The 18,400-nt window shown below is 38.0% G+C and carries 13 protein-coding genes and 5 pseudogenes; 5 read left to right on the top strand and 13 right to left on the bottom strand.

Annotated features, from left to right (window positions below):
* From LZ575_RS22600 to surE, 6 genes are all read right to left on the bottom strand, one after another.
* Entirely contained in the window at positions 1-1,101 is a 1,101-nt protein-coding gene (locus tag LZ575_RS22600; RefSeq protein ID WP_255702612.1) for a ComEC/Rec2 family competence protein, read from the bottom strand.
* Between the two features lie 32 nt (positions 1,102-1,133).
* A complete protein-coding gene (locus tag LZ575_RS22595; RefSeq protein ID WP_255702611.1) occupies positions 1,134-2,069 on the bottom strand; it encodes a ComEC/Rec2 family competence protein in 936 nt (311 codons plus the stop codon).
* A 14-nt stretch (positions 2,070-2,083) separates the two neighbouring features.
* Positions 2,084-2,461, bottom strand: a complete 378-nt coding sequence (locus LZ575_RS12505; protein ID WP_235324885.1) for a C40 family peptidase — start codon at positions 2,459-2,461, stop codon at positions 2,084-2,086.
* 204 nt (positions 2,462-2,665) lie between these two features.
* The gene (gene lpxB / locus LZ575_RS12500; protein WP_235324884.1) at positions 2,666-3,781 is read right to left on the bottom strand and encodes a lipid-A-disaccharide synthase; all 1,116 of its coding nucleotides are present in this window, start codon (positions 3,779-3,781) and stop codon (positions 2,666-2,668) included.
* Position 3,782: 1 nt separating this feature from the next.
* On the bottom strand, positions 3,783-4,064 hold the full coding sequence (locus LZ575_RS12495; protein ID WP_235324883.1) for a hypothetical protein: 282 nt from the start codon (positions 4,062-4,064) through the stop codon (positions 3,783-3,785).
* Positions 4,057-4,839, bottom strand: a complete 783-nt coding sequence (surE, locus tag LZ575_RS12490) for a 5'/3'-nucleotidase SurE (protein ID WP_235324882.1) — start codon at positions 4,837-4,839, stop codon at positions 4,057-4,059. The genes LZ575_RS12495 and surE overlap by 8 nt, the downstream gene beginning before the upstream one ends.
* 147 nt (positions 4,840-4,986) lie before the next feature.
* On the opposite strand from surE, the pseudogene LZ575_RS12485 reads away from it, so the two are divergent.
* Positions 4,987-7,217: pseudogene (locus tag LZ575_RS12485) on the top strand (carboxy terminal-processing peptidase).
* 506 nt (positions 7,218-7,723) lie between these two features.
* On the opposite strand, the pseudogene rodA reads toward LZ575_RS12485, so the two are convergent.
* The 6 genes and pseudogenes from rodA to purH form a co-directional block, all read right to left on the bottom strand.
* Positions 7,724-8,976, bottom strand: a pseudogene (rodA, locus tag LZ575_RS12480) (rod shape-determining protein RodA).
* Positions 8,976-10,849: pseudogene (locus LZ575_RS12475) on the bottom strand (peptidoglycan D,D-transpeptidase FtsI family protein). Before LZ575_RS12475 ends, rodA begins: the two co-directional pseudogenes overlap by 1 nt.
* A complete protein-coding gene (gene mreD, locus LZ575_RS12470; protein WP_235324881.1) occupies positions 10,846-11,352 on the bottom strand; it encodes a rod shape-determining protein MreD in 507 nt (168 codons plus the stop codon). The pseudogene LZ575_RS12475 and the gene mreD overlap by 4 nt, the downstream one beginning before the upstream one ends.
* Positions 11,345-12,166, bottom strand: a complete 822-nt coding sequence (gene mreC / locus LZ575_RS12465) for a rod shape-determining protein MreC (RefSeq protein WP_235324880.1) — start codon at positions 12,164-12,166, stop codon at positions 11,345-11,347. The genes mreD and mreC overlap by 8 nt, the downstream gene beginning before the upstream one ends.
* 13 nt (positions 12,167-12,179) lie before the next feature.
* A pseudogene (locus LZ575_RS12460) lies at positions 12,180-13,209 on the bottom strand (rod shape-determining protein).
* A gap of 36 nt (positions 13,210-13,245) precedes the next feature.
* Positions 13,246-14,772: a bifunctional phosphoribosylaminoimidazolecarboxamide formyltransferase/IMP cyclohydrolase gene (gene purH / locus LZ575_RS12455; protein WP_235324879.1), complete on the bottom strand. Its 1,527-nt coding sequence runs from the start codon at positions 14,770-14,772 to the stop codon at positions 13,246-13,248.
* Positions 14,773-14,914: 142 nt separating this feature from the next.
* Here purH and LZ575_RS12450 point away from each other — a divergent pair, with 142 nt between their 5' ends.
* On the top strand, positions 14,915-16,168 hold the full coding sequence (locus tag LZ575_RS12450; protein ID WP_235324878.1) for an ABC transporter permease: 1,254 nt from the start codon (positions 14,915-14,917) through the stop codon (positions 16,166-16,168).
* 161 nt (positions 16,169-16,329) lie between these two features.
* Here the strand turns inward: LZ575_RS12450 and LZ575_RS12445 are convergent, their stop codons facing one another.
* Positions 16,330-16,785, bottom strand: a complete 456-nt coding sequence (locus LZ575_RS12445; protein WP_235324877.1) for a GAF domain-containing protein — start codon at positions 16,783-16,785, stop codon at positions 16,330-16,332.
* A gap of 83 nt (positions 16,786-16,868) precedes the next feature.
* Here LZ575_RS12445 and xrtF point away from each other — a divergent pair.
* The 3 genes and pseudogenes from xrtF (at position 16,869) to LZ575_RS12430 (ending at position 18,377) form a co-directional block, all read left to right on the top strand.
* Positions 16,869-17,425 (top strand): annotated as a pseudogene (gene xrtF, locus LZ575_RS12440) (exosortase family protein XrtF).
* The gene (locus LZ575_RS12435) at positions 17,409-17,876 is read left to right on the top strand and encodes an exosortase F system-associated membrane protein (RefSeq protein WP_235324876.1); all 468 of its coding nucleotides are present in this window, start codon (positions 17,409-17,411) and stop codon (positions 17,874-17,876) included. The pseudogene xrtF and the gene LZ575_RS12435 overlap by 17 nt, the downstream one beginning before the upstream one ends.
* A gap of 99 nt (positions 17,877-17,975) precedes the next feature.
* On the top strand, positions 17,976-18,377 hold the full coding sequence (locus LZ575_RS12430) for an HYC_CC_PP family protein (RefSeq protein WP_235324875.1): 402 nt from the start codon (positions 17,976-17,978) through the stop codon (positions 18,375-18,377).
* The last annotated feature ends 23 nt before the right edge of the window (positions 18,378-18,400 follow it).

Raw genomic sequence — 18,400 nt, 5'->3', positions numbered from 1 at the left:
CTAATTCCCTTCGGCCAAAGGTTCAAATTGAAAAGCTCCCTTTTCACCAGTGGCGTGGAAGGGGAGCTTCATTTTTTCGGCTGTTTTCTTCCACCGGGAAACTACTGAGGGATAGTTGCTGCCATCAGCAATAATGATCTTGGGTTGTAAAATATTTATTAGCCTTTCCAGGTTAACTCGCGGTGAGTTGGTGAGCAGAATTATTTCAGGGTTAAGCCCGCGTATTCTATAGATTCCACTGCTGTCAATACGTAACATAACAGCATGATGGATATTAAAAAGGTTCTTTAGAGGCAGGTTCTTGATTTCCTCTATATCTTTTTCAACTGAATAATTTTTGATAAAGCTGAAGGATATAGCTGCGTTTTCAAAGTCGTGGAACAACTGTAGTTCTTTTTCCGTTTTTACGCCAATGACAGTATTTCTACTCTTGTGGAATACATAGACTTCAGTACTTTCTGCTGAAAATTCTTCAGAAATAAAGCTTATTTGCAAAACTGCTATGGCGATTAGCAAGAACATAATTCTTCTGTAACTTATTTTCTTCAGCAAAAGAATGAATCCCGCGACGAGAAGATAAGAGGTTATACATAAGGTGAGGGAAAAACTTATATCCTGAAAGATAAAATCTTCTTTTGCAGCAACAAGTTCTACTATGGAGTTTAATGTTTTGATCATCCAGCTGAATGCATTAGCCAGCAATTCCGGCAGAAGGTTTAGAAGCGACAGTAACATAACTAGGATCCCGGTAGCCAGGATAATCCCCAGAAAAGGTAAAATGAGGAGGTTAGAAACAAAAAATAATCCCGGAAACTGGTGAAAATAGAAGAGGCTTAGAGGTAACACTCCTATTTGCGCTGCGATAGTTACTGAAAGTATTCCCCATAAATATTTTATAAATCGTGATTCTCCTTTGTATAAATTAAATAGATGTGGCTGTATAAGTACTATACTTAAAACTGCCGCATAACTCAATTGAAAGCCTACCTGTGTGAGATATTGGGGATTTATGAGCAATAGCACCAAAAGGGAAATAAAAAGAGTGTTGAGCACGCTGGTGCGCCTGTTTAATTGCATCCCTATAGCTACGAACGAAAACATACTTACAGCTCGTACCACAGAAGGGGAGAGGCTTAAGCAAGGATGGCAAAACACCACAGGAGGAGAAGTAGGATTATAGTTTTTATGAGCTTTCCCCTGGGCAAACGCTCTATTGGTTGTAGAATCCTGTTGAGCAACAACAGTATAATTCCCACGTGTAATCCCGAAACGGCCAGAATATGAATAACTCCTGCCGCTGCGTAATTGCTGTAGATCTCCTGCGAAATTTCCTGTCGCTGTCCTAACAACAGCGCCTGAATTATGGCTAGTTCATCTGGTTGAAAGGAATAATGTTCTAAATTTGAAACTATACTTCCTCTTATATTTCCGGCAACTTCCCTAAACCCCCTATTGTTCTCAGGAAGTATCATCACCTGATGTTTACTAACATTTACCTGCCGCAACACACCCAGATCTTCCATATAGTTGCTGTAGTCAAACTGGTAAGGGTTTAGGGGTTTATTAATTTGAACAATTTCAGAAGTAACTGCCAAAAGATCTCCCGGGTGAAGAACTACTAAAGTTGAATCTTTGTTGATGTTAAGTAAAAGTTTTCCGCTTACGGGCTTTGAATTAATTTCCCGGGTTTTTAAAATATACCGTTCCTGGAAGGCTGAAGGTTTTAGCCTTTCATGAACTTCAGCAATTATAAATTCGGTAGTTCCTTCTGAAGAAAAATGTGTAAAATGATCGGGATGGTTTTTGGGTTGATGGATGCTGGTAGTAGTAATGCCTATGAATATAAAGAGAATATAGGTGGTAATTCCGAAGAATACGTCCTGTAAAAGAAAGTTTTTGGTACGTTTATAGGAAATTATAAAGAGAGCTAATAATAGTGCTCCGGGAAAGAGCAGGCATCCCGGAGGAATTTGCAAATGATTCCCAAGGATTATTCCCACTATCAATAGCAGGCTGAGTTTTATAATAGTATAATTCAGCAAATTACGGTCCTGATTATCTCTAATCAAGTTACCGAAAAAATCTAAATCACCCGCTTCGCCATTACAAAATGCTCAAACCAGTAATTTTCTGCAAGGGAAGAGATGACCACTCCCCGGGAGCTTGTAGAATGGATAAAAAGAATATGCCCCGGTTGAATTTCGACCACAAGACCCACATGATTTATCACTTTTTTATTCTTGTCTGTCTCAAAGAATAAAAGATCTCCAATATTTACATCTTCAAGCGATAGACGATCACCAAGTTTGGCCATTTCACGGGAAGACCGCGGCAAAGGAATCTCTTCCTGAAGAAAGGAAGTATAAACAAGGCCGGAGCAGTCCATTCCATCTTGGGTAGTGCCGCCATATTTATAACGGGTTCCTTCAAAACCTTTAGCAAAAGTGGTAATATTATACACCCGATTGTCTTCGGGCTCATCTTCAGGACTAAGCAGTTTTTATATTGATTTGTGCTTAGTGGAGTTTTAATTTTCCTCGACTGGGAAGAAGTGGTTGTAGAATCTTTAGACGATAATCGTGCTTTTGAAGTTCCGCAGGAGGTGAAGAGTAACACAAAAATTAGCATTCCTGCAATTCCTAAAAAGTTTATCCGCATACAGAGATCAGTTTTTTATATCCTCAAAAATTAATCGGGCGGTATTCTCACTTGCTCCGGTGCCGCCCAGTTTTTCTTCTAACTCATCATACTGCTTCAAAATTGTCTGCTTGTACTCTTTATTCAAAATTTTATTTAATTCTGTCTTAAGATTTTTCCGGTTTAGATCTTTCTGAATCAGTTCCCTCACAACCTCTTTATCCATTATGAGATTGACGAGCGAAATATAATCAAGTTTTATAATACGTTTCGCGATCTGGTAAGAAATATTGCTGCCTTTATAACACACTACTTCAGGGACTTTGAAAAGTGCTGTTTCAAGAGTTGCTGTGCCCGATGTTACCAAAGCTGCTGTGGCCGTACTTAGTAGATCATAGGTCCTGTTCATTACAAGGTTTACATTCTTCTTTTTAATATATGGATGGTAGAAATCCTCGTCCTGGCTTGGTGCTCCCGCTATAACGAATTGGTAGTCGGGAAAATCATTAGTTATGCTAAGCATAATCTCCAGCATTTTTGAGATCTCCTGCTTTCTGCTTCCCGGCAATAAGGCGATAACTCGGTTTTGGTTTAGTTGATGTTCCTTTTTAAACTGCTCTACATTTCCTAATTGATGCTGTGAAATCGCATCAATTAAAGGATGGCCCACAAAATGAACCGGATATTGATGTTTTTCTTCATAAAACTGCTTCTCGAAAGGCAGTATCACATACATTTTATCAATGTCTCGCTTAATAGCAGATATTCTACTTTCTTTCCAGGCCCATATTTGGGGAGAGACATAAAAGTGCGTAGGAATGCCTTCTTTCTTTGCCCATTTTGCTATTCGAAGATTAAAGCCTGGATAATCTACAAAAATGAGAACATCGGGTTGATATGCCGAAATATCTTTTTTGCAGAAGGAAATATTTTTTAAGATCGTGCGCAGGTTAAACAGGACTTCAACAAATCCCATAAAAGCAAGTTCCCGGTAATGCTTTACCTGTGTCCCGCCTACGCGCTGCATTAGATCTCCTCCCCAAAAACGGAAATCGGCAGCTGGATCTAAATTTTTAAGAGATTTCATGAGGTTAGCCGCGTGAAGATCACCCGATGCCTCCCCGGCTATAATGTAATATTTCATCTTACCAAAATTTATAAACTGCCAGGGCAACTGCTATTACCACCATTGAAAGTAACACCCCTCTTGCGTGATAGACAAGATCTTTCTTAAGAAAGACGAAAAATGGCAGGAAGTTTAAAGCAGCTCCCAAAACAATTATTTTACCAAGATAGTCATTACGCAGGGCATCCTTTAAGGTAGGCTGTAATCCCAAATCTGAAAACAGCAGGATATACAGTATCATTCCTGTTGCTGTGGAGACGATTCCTGTTAAAAACCCTGCCAGGACGTTTATTTTAATCATTGAAACTCCAGCTGTTTAAGTCCTGGATAAAATGATGAGCAGTGAGGTCAAATTGAACTGGCACTACAGAGACAAATCCATTGGCAAGCGCCCATTCATCTGTATCCTCTCCTTTATCCTCACTAACAAATTTCCCGGTGAGCCAGTAGTAATCCCTACCCTGTGGATTTGTCCTTTTATCAAATTCTTCTACCCAATTGGCTTTTGCCTGCCTGCAAACTTTGATTCCCTTGATTTCTTTTTCTTTAAGCTTGGGTAAGTTGACGTTTAAAACAACCCCTTTAGGCAAACCGTTTTCCAGAACATTTTCAGTTATTATTTTCACGAATTTTTTCGTAGGTTCAAAGTCGGCTGTTAGGGAATAATCCAGAAGAGAAAATCCTATGGCGGGAATACCCTCGATGCCAGCTTCTACCGCGGCACTCATAGTTCCAGAATAGATGACATTTATTGAAGAATTTGAGCCGTGATTTATTCCGCTTACACAAAGGTCTGGCTTACGATGCAAGATCTCCTGGGTTGCTATTTTAACACAATCGGCGGGAGTGCCGGAGCATCGATATTCCTTTTGTGGAAGATCTTCCTTTACAGTCACAGGGTCACAATACAAAGTATCACTAATCGTAATTGCGTGTCCCATACCGCTCTGGGGGCTATCCGGGGCAACAACTACAACCTCTCCCAGTTCATTCATTACTTCTATTAAAGCCCTGATTCCCGGGGCAGTAATTCCATCATCATTAGTTACCAGAATGAGCGGTTTTTTTTTGGGCATAAGTGTATTTTTAAGAGTTGCTAAAATAGTAATTTCCATAGGAAACCTTATCTTAGGCGTCTTACAATTTATTCTTGCCGTTAAATATTATTGGCACAGTTTTTTATGTAATTTGTTGAATATTTAATGATGAAATTAATCCGGCTTATGAAAAGGAATTATAAAATTCTGATTGTTGTGCTACTTATGGCAGTAGCCTCCTGCAGCTTTACTACTAAACAATTTAATGATCCAAATAAAGATAAACTTCTTATAGATCTAATTACCTATGTTCTTGAAAAGGGTCATTATGATGCCAAAAATATAGATGATGACTTCTCAAAGGAAGTTTATAAAGACTATCTGGCAGCTATTGATCCTCTAAAACGTTTCTTTTATAAAGAAGATATAGAAGAGTTTGCTGTGTATGAAGATCAAATAGACGATCAAATTAGAGATAAGGACCTGGCGTTTTTTGATCTCACCCATGATAGATTACAAAAAAGAATGAAGGAAGTGCGGGAGATCTATACAGAGATTCTTGCCGAACCTTTTGATTTTACAGAAGTAGAAGAGATTAACACCAACTATGATGAGATTGGATATGTTTCCAGCAGGAAAGAACTTAAGGAGCGTTGGAGAAAGCAGTTGAAGTTTACAACTCTTGGTAACTTCTATGATAAGAAGCAGGAACAAAACGGCGAGGTTGATGACTCTTTGGAGGATTATACTTATGAAGATGTGGATGGTACTCTGGAGAATCCTGTGAAGCCTGAAGGAGCTGTAGCTACCGGAAGTACTTCAGAAGAAAAGTCAAAGGAGATAAAAACTGATGCAGAACTTGAAAAAGAAGCAAGGGAAACCACCCTCACTGCGATGAATGAATATTTTGACTTTAGTGAGGAGCTGGAGCGAAAAGATTATTTCTCTGTTTATGTGAATGCTATTGTAGAAGAATTTGACCCTCATACTTTTTATTTTGCTCCGCAGGATAAAGATAGATTTGATATCGCGATGAGTGGTAAACTTGAGGGAATAGGCGCCCGTCTTCAAAAGAAAAGTGACAATATTACGATAATGGAAGTTATCTCTGGTGGGCTTAAGCCTGGATGAGTGATCAACTTAGTGAAGGGGATATTATTCTTAAGGTGAAACAGGAAGATGAAGAAAATCCTGTAAGCATAGTAGGAATGAGACTTGATGATGCGGTAAACCTTATTAAAGGACCAAAAGACTCTAAAGTTACTCTTACTGTAAAGAAAAAAGTACTTGGAAATATAGAAGATATAACCATTACACGGGATGTTGTAGAGCTTGAGGAGACTTATGCAAAAACTGCCAAAGTAGAGAAGAATGGAAGGACTTTTGGATTAATAAATCTTCCCAAGTTTTACTTCGATATGGGAGACTATGATAAGCGTAATGCAGCATCAGATGTGAAACAGGAAATTATCAGGTTAAAGCAGGAAGGAATGGAAGGACTTGTTCTGGATCTTCGGAATAATGGTGGGGGATCTTTGAAAACAGTAGTTGATATTGCTGGGCTTTTTATAGAAAAAGGACCTATAGTTCAGGTAAAATCTAAAATGGAAGGCCAGGAAGTGCTATCTGATAAAGATCCAAGTATAATCTGGGATGGTCCATTGGTTATTCTTGTAAATGAACTTTCAGCATCTGCTTCAGAAATTCTTGCTGCTGCAATGCAGGATTATAAGAGAGCAATTATTATTGGAAGCAAACAAACGTATGGTAAAGGAACAGTTCAAAATGTTATAGACCTTAACCAGACCGTAAGAAGTAACGAGTATGGTGACCTAGGGGCCTTAAAACTTACAACTCAAAAGTTTTACCGTGTCAATGGAGGATCTACACAATTGGAAGGAGTTAAGAGTGATGTTGTGGTGCCGGATAGATATAGTTATATTGATATAGGAGAAAAGGACTATGATAACCCACTACCCTGGGATCAAATAAAACCTGCAACTTATAAAGTGTGGGAGGGTTATATAGATTACGATGAAGTGATCGAAAAGAGCAAAGAAAGAATGGCATCCAATGAGCAACTGCGATTAATAGCTGAGAATGCTAAATGGGTAAGAGATCAAAGAGATGAGGAAGTCTATCCGCTTCAGTTTGACGCTTATCACTCACAGCGTATGAATGATAAGGAAGATGCAAAAAGATTTAATGGTATTTCTAAATACTCTTCAAATCTTACCTATCAATCCCTTCCTTATGAAGAGGCGCTTTATGAAAAAGATACAGTGCTAAAGGAGAAAAGAGTAAGATGGCACAAAAATTTGACGAGTGACGTTTATATTGAAGAGGCAATTAATGTGCTGGATGATATTCAACTGAACAATATCAAAAAAGGTAAGATTGCTGATATAAAGAAATAAGAGAGCATAAAGATTAAAAGGCGCTCCGGAATCTATTTCGGAGCGTTCTTTTTTAGCAGAAATTTGAACAAATAAGATGAAAAGAAAATATATTTATCCGGCCTTGATCCTTATTGTGGCAGCTGCCCTCTTAATGGCTGATCGTTGTGCCTGAAAGAGAAAACTTACCCGAATTATTTTTATTTAGAAATGATAACATAAAATTTCGGGTCCCGCTATTCGATACGGATTGAAAGAAATTTTCGGTTCACCTACACTTGGTGAATTTCCTGACTTTTACACTGAAGATCATTTAATTTTTATGCCATATCTGAATACTACTGGCCGCTGTCAATTGTAAGCTTCTTTTCTGAAGTACCTAATCTTATTGTCGTGGATAGGTTTCAGAAGAAATTTACTTAATGGATCTCACCTCAATTATTGGAGCCTTCTGCCAGGTTGCGGCGACCACAAAGGGGATTAAATATAGCTTCAGTTAAACAAAAATAAAAGGGAGGGAATGGCTTTTACCAATAGGACATTCGTTCAGCATCAAGCTTAATAAAGATGAAGAGGAGAATGGTAAAACTCCATAGTCCCGAGCCTCCATAGCTGAAAAAGGGGAGAGGAATTCCTACTGTCGGGAATATACCTATTACCATTCCAATATTTACCATAAAGTGCAGGAAAAGAATACCTACAACACTATAGCCGTAGATCCTGTAGGCCTGGGATTTTTGACGTTCAGCTAAATAAAGCAAACGCACAAGTAGCAGGATAAACAGTAATACCACCAAGGTAGTGCCAAAGAATCCCCATTCCTCACCTACTGTACTAAAAATGTAATCCGTATGCTGTTCAGGAACGAACTGTCCTTTTGTTTGTGTTCCTTCAGTCCATCCTTTTCCTAGCCAGCCACCGCTCCCAATGGCAATCTCGCTTTGATTAGTATTGTAGCCAATTCCACGGGAATCTACTTCCTTGCCAAGTACAATGTTAAACCTGTCGCGGTGGCGTTGCTCAAAAACATTTTCAAAGATATAATCTACAGAATAAGATAGCCCTATTCCCACCGCAATTCCCAGGACCAGCAGGATGTATCTTGGTCGTTTGCTCCTCTTCTGGAATAATGAAAATATGGCCAAAAGTATTATTGCGATTGCTACGTTTAAAGGTCCTATTATAAGGGTGAAAACAAAAATAAGGACTGCTGCAAACCCTGTAGCAAGATAAATTCCTGATAGGCCTTCCCTGTAAAGGGGGAAGAGAAAAGAAGCATAAACCATTGCACTACTAAGCATCGGGTTGTGGCAGGATGATCAAAGGCGGAAGTAGGATTATAAAAAAGGCCATTAACTGGCTCGAAAAGGTCTTTATATTAGTTTGTATATCCCCCAGGTATTTAGCCAGAGCGAGTGCTGTTGCGACTTTGGCAAATTCAGCTAGGTTGAATGCTCACTCCCCCGAAGACATACCATGAGGTGGCGCCATTAATCGTTTTTCCGAACACAAATAAACCTAAAATGGAGATGAGGGAGATTATATAAATCACACTCGAAAAGCGCATATAGAATCGTGCTTCAATAGAAAGCAGTACTACAATCATGGCAAAACTTAGGAGGATCCAAACTGCTTGCTTCCCATACACTTCATTAAAATCGAAGATTGATGAGGGATTATCCCCTAGTGATGCGGAGTAAATATTTACCCACCCAAAGAGGACCAGTAACAAATAAAGTAATATTGTTAACCAGTCAAAACCGACTCCTGTTTTTGACATTATTGGTTTATTCTAAAAGATTCTCCGCTGTAGGGTTTCATATATTCTTCTTCCAGGCTATGGGTAAGTATCCAGTCCTCCATATCGGTTCTGGTGATGGTGCCTTTGAGATATTTTTCAATCATCAAACTAAGCAATTCTACCCGCATATCTTCCTCCCCAGTATCCATTCTCAACGAAAACAGCAAGAGCTATTTTAGGATCATCTACTAAGTGCAAAGGCGATAAAAATGGAATGATCTGTAAGCTGTACCCGTTTTCCACCTATTTTGGTAAAATTCTCTGCGGTACCTGTTTTGCCTGCTATTTCTACTCCGGGAATTTTAAGACTTGAAGCCGTACCACTTAAGTAAACCTGGTGCATTCCCTCCACTACTGGATCAAAATGCCGTGGTTCTATTGTGGTTATTCTTTTTTCAGTAAAAGCTTTGTCTTTAATAGGGCTTCCATCTATTTCTTTTAAAATATGAGGTGTATAATACCATCCCCGGTTGGCAATGGCTGCAGTCATATTGGCAAGTTGAATAGGGGTCATTAATACTTCTCCCTGTCCAATAGCATTAGATAATGTGGCGGTAGAAAACCATTTATAGGTAGGGTAATTGTAAATTTTGTTGTAATAATCTGCAGTAGGTATTTTTCCAGGTCTTCCTGTGGAAAGATCAGATCCCAAATAATCTCCCAGGCCAAAGCTTTTCAAGTGACCTGCCCAGGTATTTACTCCTTCCTGAGGGGTAGGATATTTTTCAATTATTCTTCTGTATACGTTTGCAAAATAGGCATTACAGGACTGAGCAATTCCCGGAATCATTGGAAGTGGGCTCGCGTGTGGGTGACAACCCATTTTTCTGCCTCTTCCGTACACATATCCCCCGCTACAATAGAATTTATCTTCGGTAGTAACAACGCCTTCCTGAAGGCCAATAAGGGCATTAATTGTTTTAAAAGGAGATCCCGGTGGATACTCTGCAAGTAAACCGCGGTCATAAAGCGGACGGGCAATACTGTCGTAATATAATTCTGAAAAATTGGGGGACCTTTTTCGTCCTACCAGCTTTGCAGGATCATAGCTGGGAGCAGTAACCATAGAAAGAATTTCACTTAGGGTTGCTGGTTCAATGGCAACTATACCTCCCCATTTGTTCTCCATAAGTTTTTCACCATAGGCCTGTAATTCGGCATCTATAGTTATGGTGATATCTTTCCCCTTTTTTGGTAATGTGTCATAGATCCCTTCTTTAAAGGCACCAATATCACGGTTAAACCTATCTTTTTGAATATATTTCACCCCTTTAACTCCCCGGAGCAATTCTTCATAATAGCCTTCCACACCTTGTTTTCCTATAAGATCACCCGAGATGTAGTAGGGATTATTTTCAATTATTTTTTTATTTACTTCAGCAATATATCCAAGGACATTGGCGGCACTTGATGTTTGGTAGTCTCTTAACGATCGCTTCTGAATATAAAAGCCGGGATAGTTTCTCATTTTTTCAGAAAAATAGGCGTACTCAGATTTTGTAAGTTGAGGAACTATTATAGAGGGCAGGCGGGGAGAGTAAATCTTCGCCTTATCAAGCTTCTGTGCAAGTTGTTCTGGAGTAATATTAAGAATTGTGCAAAATTCTGCAGTGTCAAAAGCTTTCACATTCCTGGGAATAGCCATTACATCATAAGATGGTTGATTAGAGACCAGCAAATTACCATCCCTGTCAAAGATATAGCCACGCTGAGGGTAATCGTACACAACTTTAACTGCGTTATCTTCAGACAAACGAACGAAAGAATCATCGAGGATTTGAAGATAAAAAAGCCTCGCGATAAAAATTATTCCGGTGGTAAGAATGATTATGTAAAGTAGTAATCTTCTCATCGGCGTTTGGGTTTAAATAAGGTTAAGCTGATAAGGATCAATAATATAGTAAATATCCCGGAAAACAAGGTTTTTTTCAATATTAGTAATGTATGAGAAAAATCAAACATTTCCAGGGTAAAGAGTATCAAATGATGTACAAAAACTATTAAAAAAATATATGCAAATCGTGCGCCATAAGGGGTGTTTGATAATTTCACTGTTTGGTAGTCATAGCTCACACCAAATGAAAACCTTAAAAATGTGGGCCTAATATAGGCTACTACCAGGCATGCTGCTGCGTTTATCCCACCACTGTCCTCAAAAGTATCAATAGTTATACCTAAAAGGAAAGCGACAATAATAAATAGGGACTGGGGAGTATTAAAAGGGTACAACACCAAAAATAAAACATACAGGTAAGGATTAATATATCCCAGAAAATTGATATTGTTGAGCAGGAGTACCTGTAACAAAACCAAAAAAATAAACCTGATGGTGTTAGTAATTATTGTATTAGTCATTGTCTGTTTCCAGAGCCTTTAACTCCTCTTTATCCTGATTTTCTATAATGTAAACGTGCCCTATGTTGGTCATATCATTAAATAACCTGATGTTAAGGGTGTAATAGCTCTCATTCTGGTCCAAGGTGAAATCCTGTATATCTCCAATAGGAATCCCCATTGGGAAAATATAGGATTTTCCTCCTGTTACTATTGTATCTCCTACTGCTACAGGGGCCTGTCGGGGGACATCAATTAATTGTACAAGATTAGGGTCTTTTCCATTCCAAACCAGGGAGCCAAAATGATTTGTTTTTTGGAGTTGTGCATTTATCCTGGAGTTCGTATTTAAAATTGAAATTACTCTTGAATGTTTTTCTGTAACGTGGTCTACAATACCCACTATTCCCTGGCTTGTAATTACTCCAAATTCTTTTTCTATACCTGAATTGGCACCGCGATCCAGGGTAATATAATTGTCAACTTTTGAATAATTATTGTTGATCACCCGGGCAGTTCTAAATTTATATATCCCGTTTACAATGGTGGAATCAACGATTATTTCCAGCTGTGTAGTATCCTGTACATTTGCCAGTAAACTTCGCAGTTGTTTGTTTTCATCTAAAAGACGCTTATTGTAATCGTTTAGGTGAAAATACGTTTGGATATTATTTGCCCAGCTATATATTCCTCCCGTTACAACATTGGCAGAACTAATAAATTTACTTTTATGGAAGGAGTGAGACTGGATTGTTAAAAACAGGGAAAGGATCAGCAGCAACAGGAACAAAATGTTATTCTTATTGCGGATAAGAAAATTAAAAATCTGCTGCATAAGTCTGCTCCTACTACTTTATCAAAATTCCCTTATATCGGCTGAGATTTTTTAAACATATACCTGTGCCTCTTACTACCGCTCTTAAGGGGTCTTCGGCAATGTATACGGGTAGATCGGTTTTTAGGGATAAACGTTTGTCGAGGCCACGCAACATGGATCCACCACTAAGCAAGATAAATACCGGTATTGTAAATATCTGCAGCCAGTTCAGGAGGTGTTTGTGATAAAGTCTCCATAACGGCATCTTCAATTCTTAGAATAGATTTGTCCAGAGCTTTGGCGATCTCGCGATAAGAGATTTGAACCTGTTTTGGTTTCCCTGTTAAAAGATCACGACCCTGTACGCTCATCTCATCTGGCGGGACCTCAAGATCTTCAGTCGCTGCACCAATTTGAATTTTAATTTTTTCCGCAGTGCGTTCCCCCACATAAAGGTTGTGCTGGGTACGCATGTAATAAACTATATCATTGGTAAAAACGTCACCAGCTATTTTTATGGATTTATCGCAAACAATACCTCCTAAAGCAATTACTGCAATCTCGGTGGTACCACCTCCTATATCGACAATCATATTTCCCTTAGGTTGCATAATGTCTACACCAATACCTATGGCTGCTGCCATAGGTTCATGGATCAGGTAAACTTCTTTGCCATTAACCCTTTCTGCGCTTTCTTTTACAGCACGCATTTCAACCTCGGTAATTCCCGATGGAATACAAATAACCATTCGCAAAGCCGGAGTAAACATTTTCTTTTTTAATGCGGGAATTTCTTTGATGAACATGCTTATCATCTTCTCACTGGCATCAAAATCTGCAATTACTCCATCTTTTAAGGGACGAATTGTTTTAATGTTTTCATGAGTTTTTCCCTGCATCATTGCAGCTTCTTTTCCCACGGCAATAATTTTTCCGGAAGTACGGTCCCGGGCAACGATAGAGGGACTGTCTACCACCACCTTGTCATTATGTATCACAAGAGTATTGGCTGTACCTAAATCTATTGCTATTTCTTCAATGAGAAAATCGAAAAATCCCATAGTATGTTATGTTGAGGTTAAGTAAATGTAGTAAAATTAATGTTTAAAATGCCTTGTTCCCGTCATCACCATTGCAATATTATGATCATTGCAATAATCTATACTTAATTCATCTTTTATAGATCCACCCGGCTGAATAACAGCCGTAATTCCGGCATTCCCGGCTATCTCTACACAGTCTGGAAATGGGAAGAATGCGTCGCTCGCCATAACTGCGCCGTTTAAACTAAATTTAAAATTTTGAGCTTTCTCTATGCTGTGATTTAAAGCGTCTACCCGCGAAGTCTGGCCCGTGCCACTAGCGAGGAGTTGTTTATTCTTAGCAAGGACGATGGTATTGGATTTTGTGTGTTTGCATATCTTTGATGCAAAAATCAGGTCATTTAATTCCTCGTCGGTAGGTTTTTTAGAAGTGGAGTAGGTAAGCTGTTCAATAGCGTCAGTCTTGTTGTCTTTATCCTGTACTAAAACTCCATTCAAACAGGTGCGTACCAATTCCTTAGGCAGCTCTACTTCTTTTTGAACCAGTATAATCCTGTTTTTCTTTTCTTTTAAAATTTCTAAGGCTTCATTGGAAAAAGAGGGTGCAATTACAACTTCACAAAATAAAGTGTGGATTTCTTCGGCAGTTGCGGCGTCAATTTCCACATTACTTATCAAAATCCCTCCAAATGCTGAAACAGGATCCCCTGCCAAAGCATCTAAATACGCTTGCTTAATTGTCTCCCTTTGAGCAAGACCACAGGCGTTATTGTGTTTTAGAATTGCAAAGGTAGGAGCGTCATTTTTGAACTCAGCCATTAGGTTTACGGCAGCGTCTACATCCAGTAAATTATTATAGGACAATTCTTTTCCGTGAAGTTGATCAAACATCTCCTCAAAATTTCCATAGAAAGTACCTTTTTGATGAGGATTCTCTCCGTAACGCAATTCTTTTCCTTTAGAAAAACTCTGTTTAAGAACTTTTTCTTCAGAATTAAAGAAATTAAATATTGCAGTATCGTAGTGGGAGGAAATATTGAAAGCTTTAGCTGCAAATTTTTTCCTGTCGCTCAGGCTGGTTTCCCCGTTTTTTTCTGAAATTAAACCAAGAAATTCTGAATAATCTTCTACAGAAGAAACACAAAGAACATCTTTAAAATTTTTGGCGGCAGCACGAATAAGTGAAATTCCTCCAATATCTATTTTTTCTATTATGTCAGCTTCAGAAGCACCTGAAGCTACAGTTTTTTCAAAAGGATATAAATCTACAATTACAATGTCAATTTGCGGAATATCAAAACTCTTCATTTCAGCCATATCCCCCCCATGATCCTGGCGATTTAAAATTCCCCCAAACACTTTGGGGTGTAAGGTCTTAACTCTCCCGCCAAGTATAGAAGGATAAGAAGTAAGATCTTCAACCGGAATAACTTTAATGCCTAAATTTTTTATGAAATCTTCTGTGCCCCCGGTAGAATAAATAGTAATTCCAAGATCGTTAAGCTTTTTTGCAATAGGTTCGAGTCCATCTTTACTAAAAACCGAAATTAGTGCCGATTTCGCCAATTTTAAATCGCTCATTGTGTTGTGTTTGTTAAGGTTGCAAAAGTAATTAAATCACCCTAAAATCTAAAGATCTAAAGTTTTATTTCTGGAAATAATTGTAACGAAAAACAAGAGTGTGCGTCTTATCATTAATTGACGTAAAACAGCTGTCTTTACTATGATTATTTATCTAAGGGTTCTCAAAGAGAGTTTTAATTTTGCAATAAGTGCTTTGAAGAACAACAAACTTCGAACATTTTTGTCGTTGCTGGGAGTAACTATTGGTATTTTTTCCATTATAGCTGTGCTTGCAGCAGTAGATTCTCTTGAGAAGGAGATCAAAGGAAGTTTGAGTTCTCTTGATAACAGTACAATTATATTAATGCGCTTTTCCTTTGGACCTACAGATATTCCGCAGTGGAAAAGAGAGCAGTTTCCTGATATGTCTTATGATGAGTTTCAATACCTCGCAAGAAACACTCCCGGTATAGAAGCTATTAGTTTTACGATGAATGTGCCCCGGGAAAGTATCAAATCTGGAGACAAAACTGTTGAAAATGTTGATATTGGAGCGGTGACTGATGGTTACTATGACATTGAAGCGCTGGAATTTGAAGATGGCAGGTTTTTTAATGAATCTGAATCTGTTAGTGGTGCTCCCGTGGCAGTTATAGGTTATGAGATAGCTCAAAGTCTCTTTGGAGGTTCAAATGCCATAGGTAAAGAAATGAGACTGTATGGCAGAAAATTTTCTGTTATTGGTGTTTTAGAAAAGGAGGGTTCCAATATTTTCGGAAACAATAAAGATGAAGCTGTGTTTATTCCTGTGAATGTGGTGAGAAGAATATACGGAGATAACAACAGGAGCACTTTTCCTCAAATTGTATTAAAGCCTGAAGAAGGAGTGGATTATGCAGAATTTAAAGCTCAACTTACACAGCAACTGCGAACTTACAGAGGCTTAAGACCGGAGGAAATCAACAATTTCTTTGTGAATGAACTGCAGGGATTTGCTGATATGATAGATAATATTACCGGGCAAATGAACCTGATAGGTTTAATAATTAGCGGGTTCTCCCTTCTCGTGGGAGGTTTTGGTATTGCAAACATTATGTTTGTAAGTGTAAAAGAGCGAACTAATTTAATAGGAATTCAAAAATCCCTGGGAGCGAAAAATAAATTTATTCTATTTCAATTTCTATTTGAAGCCGTGATCCTGGCAGTAATTGGAGGTTTAATTGGTTTGGTCCTTGTTTATATTGTATCAATTATTGCATCTCAGTTTACAGGAGAATTTGATTTTGTCCTCTCCACCTGGAACATGTTCCTGGGGACGGCAGTGTCGGCAGTGATAGGATTAATTTCCGGAATCATTCCTGCCATTTCGGCTTCCAAGCTGGATCCTGTTGAGGCTATTAGAACAGGAATGTAATAACCCTACTCTCCCAGAAGGAGCTGGGTCACTTAATACAATAGCTTTAATTGCGTAAAAGATCCTGAAGAATTATTGGCTTTTACCCCGAGAATTGGTTTTTTGGAGGAAAAATTATAGATCGGGCAACAGTATTTAACGGGAAATCCCGAGAGGAATTCTTATAAAATTTCAGCAACCTGTTCATTCACCCATTCAAGAAATCTTTCGTCTTCTTCAGTAAAAGGATCAGGGGTATTTGAATCTATATCAATTTGTCCTATGTTTTTACCATCTTTGAACAAAGGCACCACGATTTCTGCTTTTACATCTATACTGCAGGCAATATAGTTATCTTGTGCCCTAACATCTGGCACTACAAAATTTTGATTTGATACTGCCACCTGTCCGCAAATACCTTTTCCAAAAGGAATGATCGTATGATCAGTTGGTGCACCAACATAAGGTCCAAGTTTTAATTCGTCCTTATCCCCATTAACAAAATAGAACCCTACCCAATTGTAATAGGAGATCTTTTCCTTTAACAGTGTACAAACCTGCAACAACCTTTCATCTACAGATAATCCTTCTTTTTCTAAAATAGTAGAAACTTCTCCTTTCAGGTTTTCAAATGACATAACAAATTTTTTTGCAAAAGTATTTAATTAATAAATTATTTTGACCCGCAAATTTCTATAAATTTGTTAAAACGTGCCCCGCCTTGCTGCAGTTATTCAGGAAATATAAATCAGTTCTTTTTTTCATACTTACCTTTTTAGGGAGTTACTTTCTTTTCTCCCTATTTTACAATATTTATCTAGATTTCTCCGGCTCTTCAAATTACTACCCCGATTTTTTTACACATCTTGTTGCGGTGCAAAGCCATGCAGCTATTGAAGCTATGGGCTATGCTGTTGAGATTGTGCCACACCGCGGGGAGGAATCTATAATAGTCTTTATTAATGATCTTTTACTTGCGAGGATAGTAGAAGGCTGTAACTCCATAAGTGTCATCATCCTTTTCACTTCTTTTATTCTTTCTTTTTTTCAGATGTTAAAACCACATTGTTATATGTGCTTGCAGGTGGAGTGATTATATATGTAATGAATATAGTAAGAATAGCGCTTCTTAGTATTGGCATCTATGAATATCCACGCTATGCAGAGTTTATGCATAGCATTTTATTTCCCCTGGTCATATACGGGACGGTGTTCGTTCTATGGATTTTTTGGGTGAGAATATATTCAAACAACAGCGGTAATGAAGGCAAGGTTTAGAATACTTGGAATAGGGTTTTTGATAGGATTGTTGGTCCTAATAAGGTTTTTTGAAACCAGTCTCTTTTATGATCCATTAATAAATTTCTTTAAACTTGAATATTTACTTAATAAAACCCCTGATTTTGAAGCGGCAAGATTGCTTATAAATGTAGCTTTTAGATTTGCCCTTAATACACTAATTTCTTTGGCAATTATATATGTTGCCTTCTTTGATAAAAATATTTTAAAGTTCTCAACAGCGCTCTTTCTGTTATTATTCCTAATCTGTTTTCCGGTATTTTTCTTCTTTGTTTACACTATCGAAAATCAAAATTTTATGGCGCTGTTTTACGTGAGGAGATTTTTAATTCATCCAATATTCGTCATAATTCTACTTCCGGCATTTTATTATTATAGGCTCAAAACCCGAAAAAACAATAATGTTGAAAGTTTTGCCCGTAAGAATTAAAGTTTTTGTTTAAAATGACAGCTAAATTTGTAATGTGCAACTATTAAGAAGAATTGGTTCTTGTTTCACTAAGACAAATATTTATATCTTTGTTGTCCAATGAGAAAGAAATTTCAAAAGGCTATTTCCACTTTATTAGCGCTTTTAGTGCTGGTCTCTACTTTCTCATTTACGGTGGATAAACATTTCTGCGGAAGTATTTTAGTGGATCTTGCAGTTTTTTCTGAAGCTGAAACCTGCGGAATGGAGATGGACTTCGAAATGGGTATAGCCGAAGATTCCTGCTGTACAAACGAAAAGACTGCTGTTGAAGGTCAGGATGAGTTGAAGATTTCTTTTAATTCTTTGGATCTTGATCAACAGATTTTTCTCACAAGTTTTACACACACTTTCCTAAATCTTTTTGAGGGGGCTTCTCTTGAAGTTATTCCTTTTAAAGATTATACCCCGCCCTTGCTGGTCACAGACATTCAGGTTCTGGATCAGGTCTTTTTAATTTGATCATATAAAATTCTGTTCGGGAT

Source organism: Antarcticibacterium sp. 1MA-6-2 (assembly GCF_021535135.1).
Classification (GTDB): Bacteria; Bacteroidota; Bacteroidia; order Flavobacteriales; family Flavobacteriaceae; genus Gillisia.
This window is presented reverse-complemented; position numbering and strand designations above follow the sequence as displayed.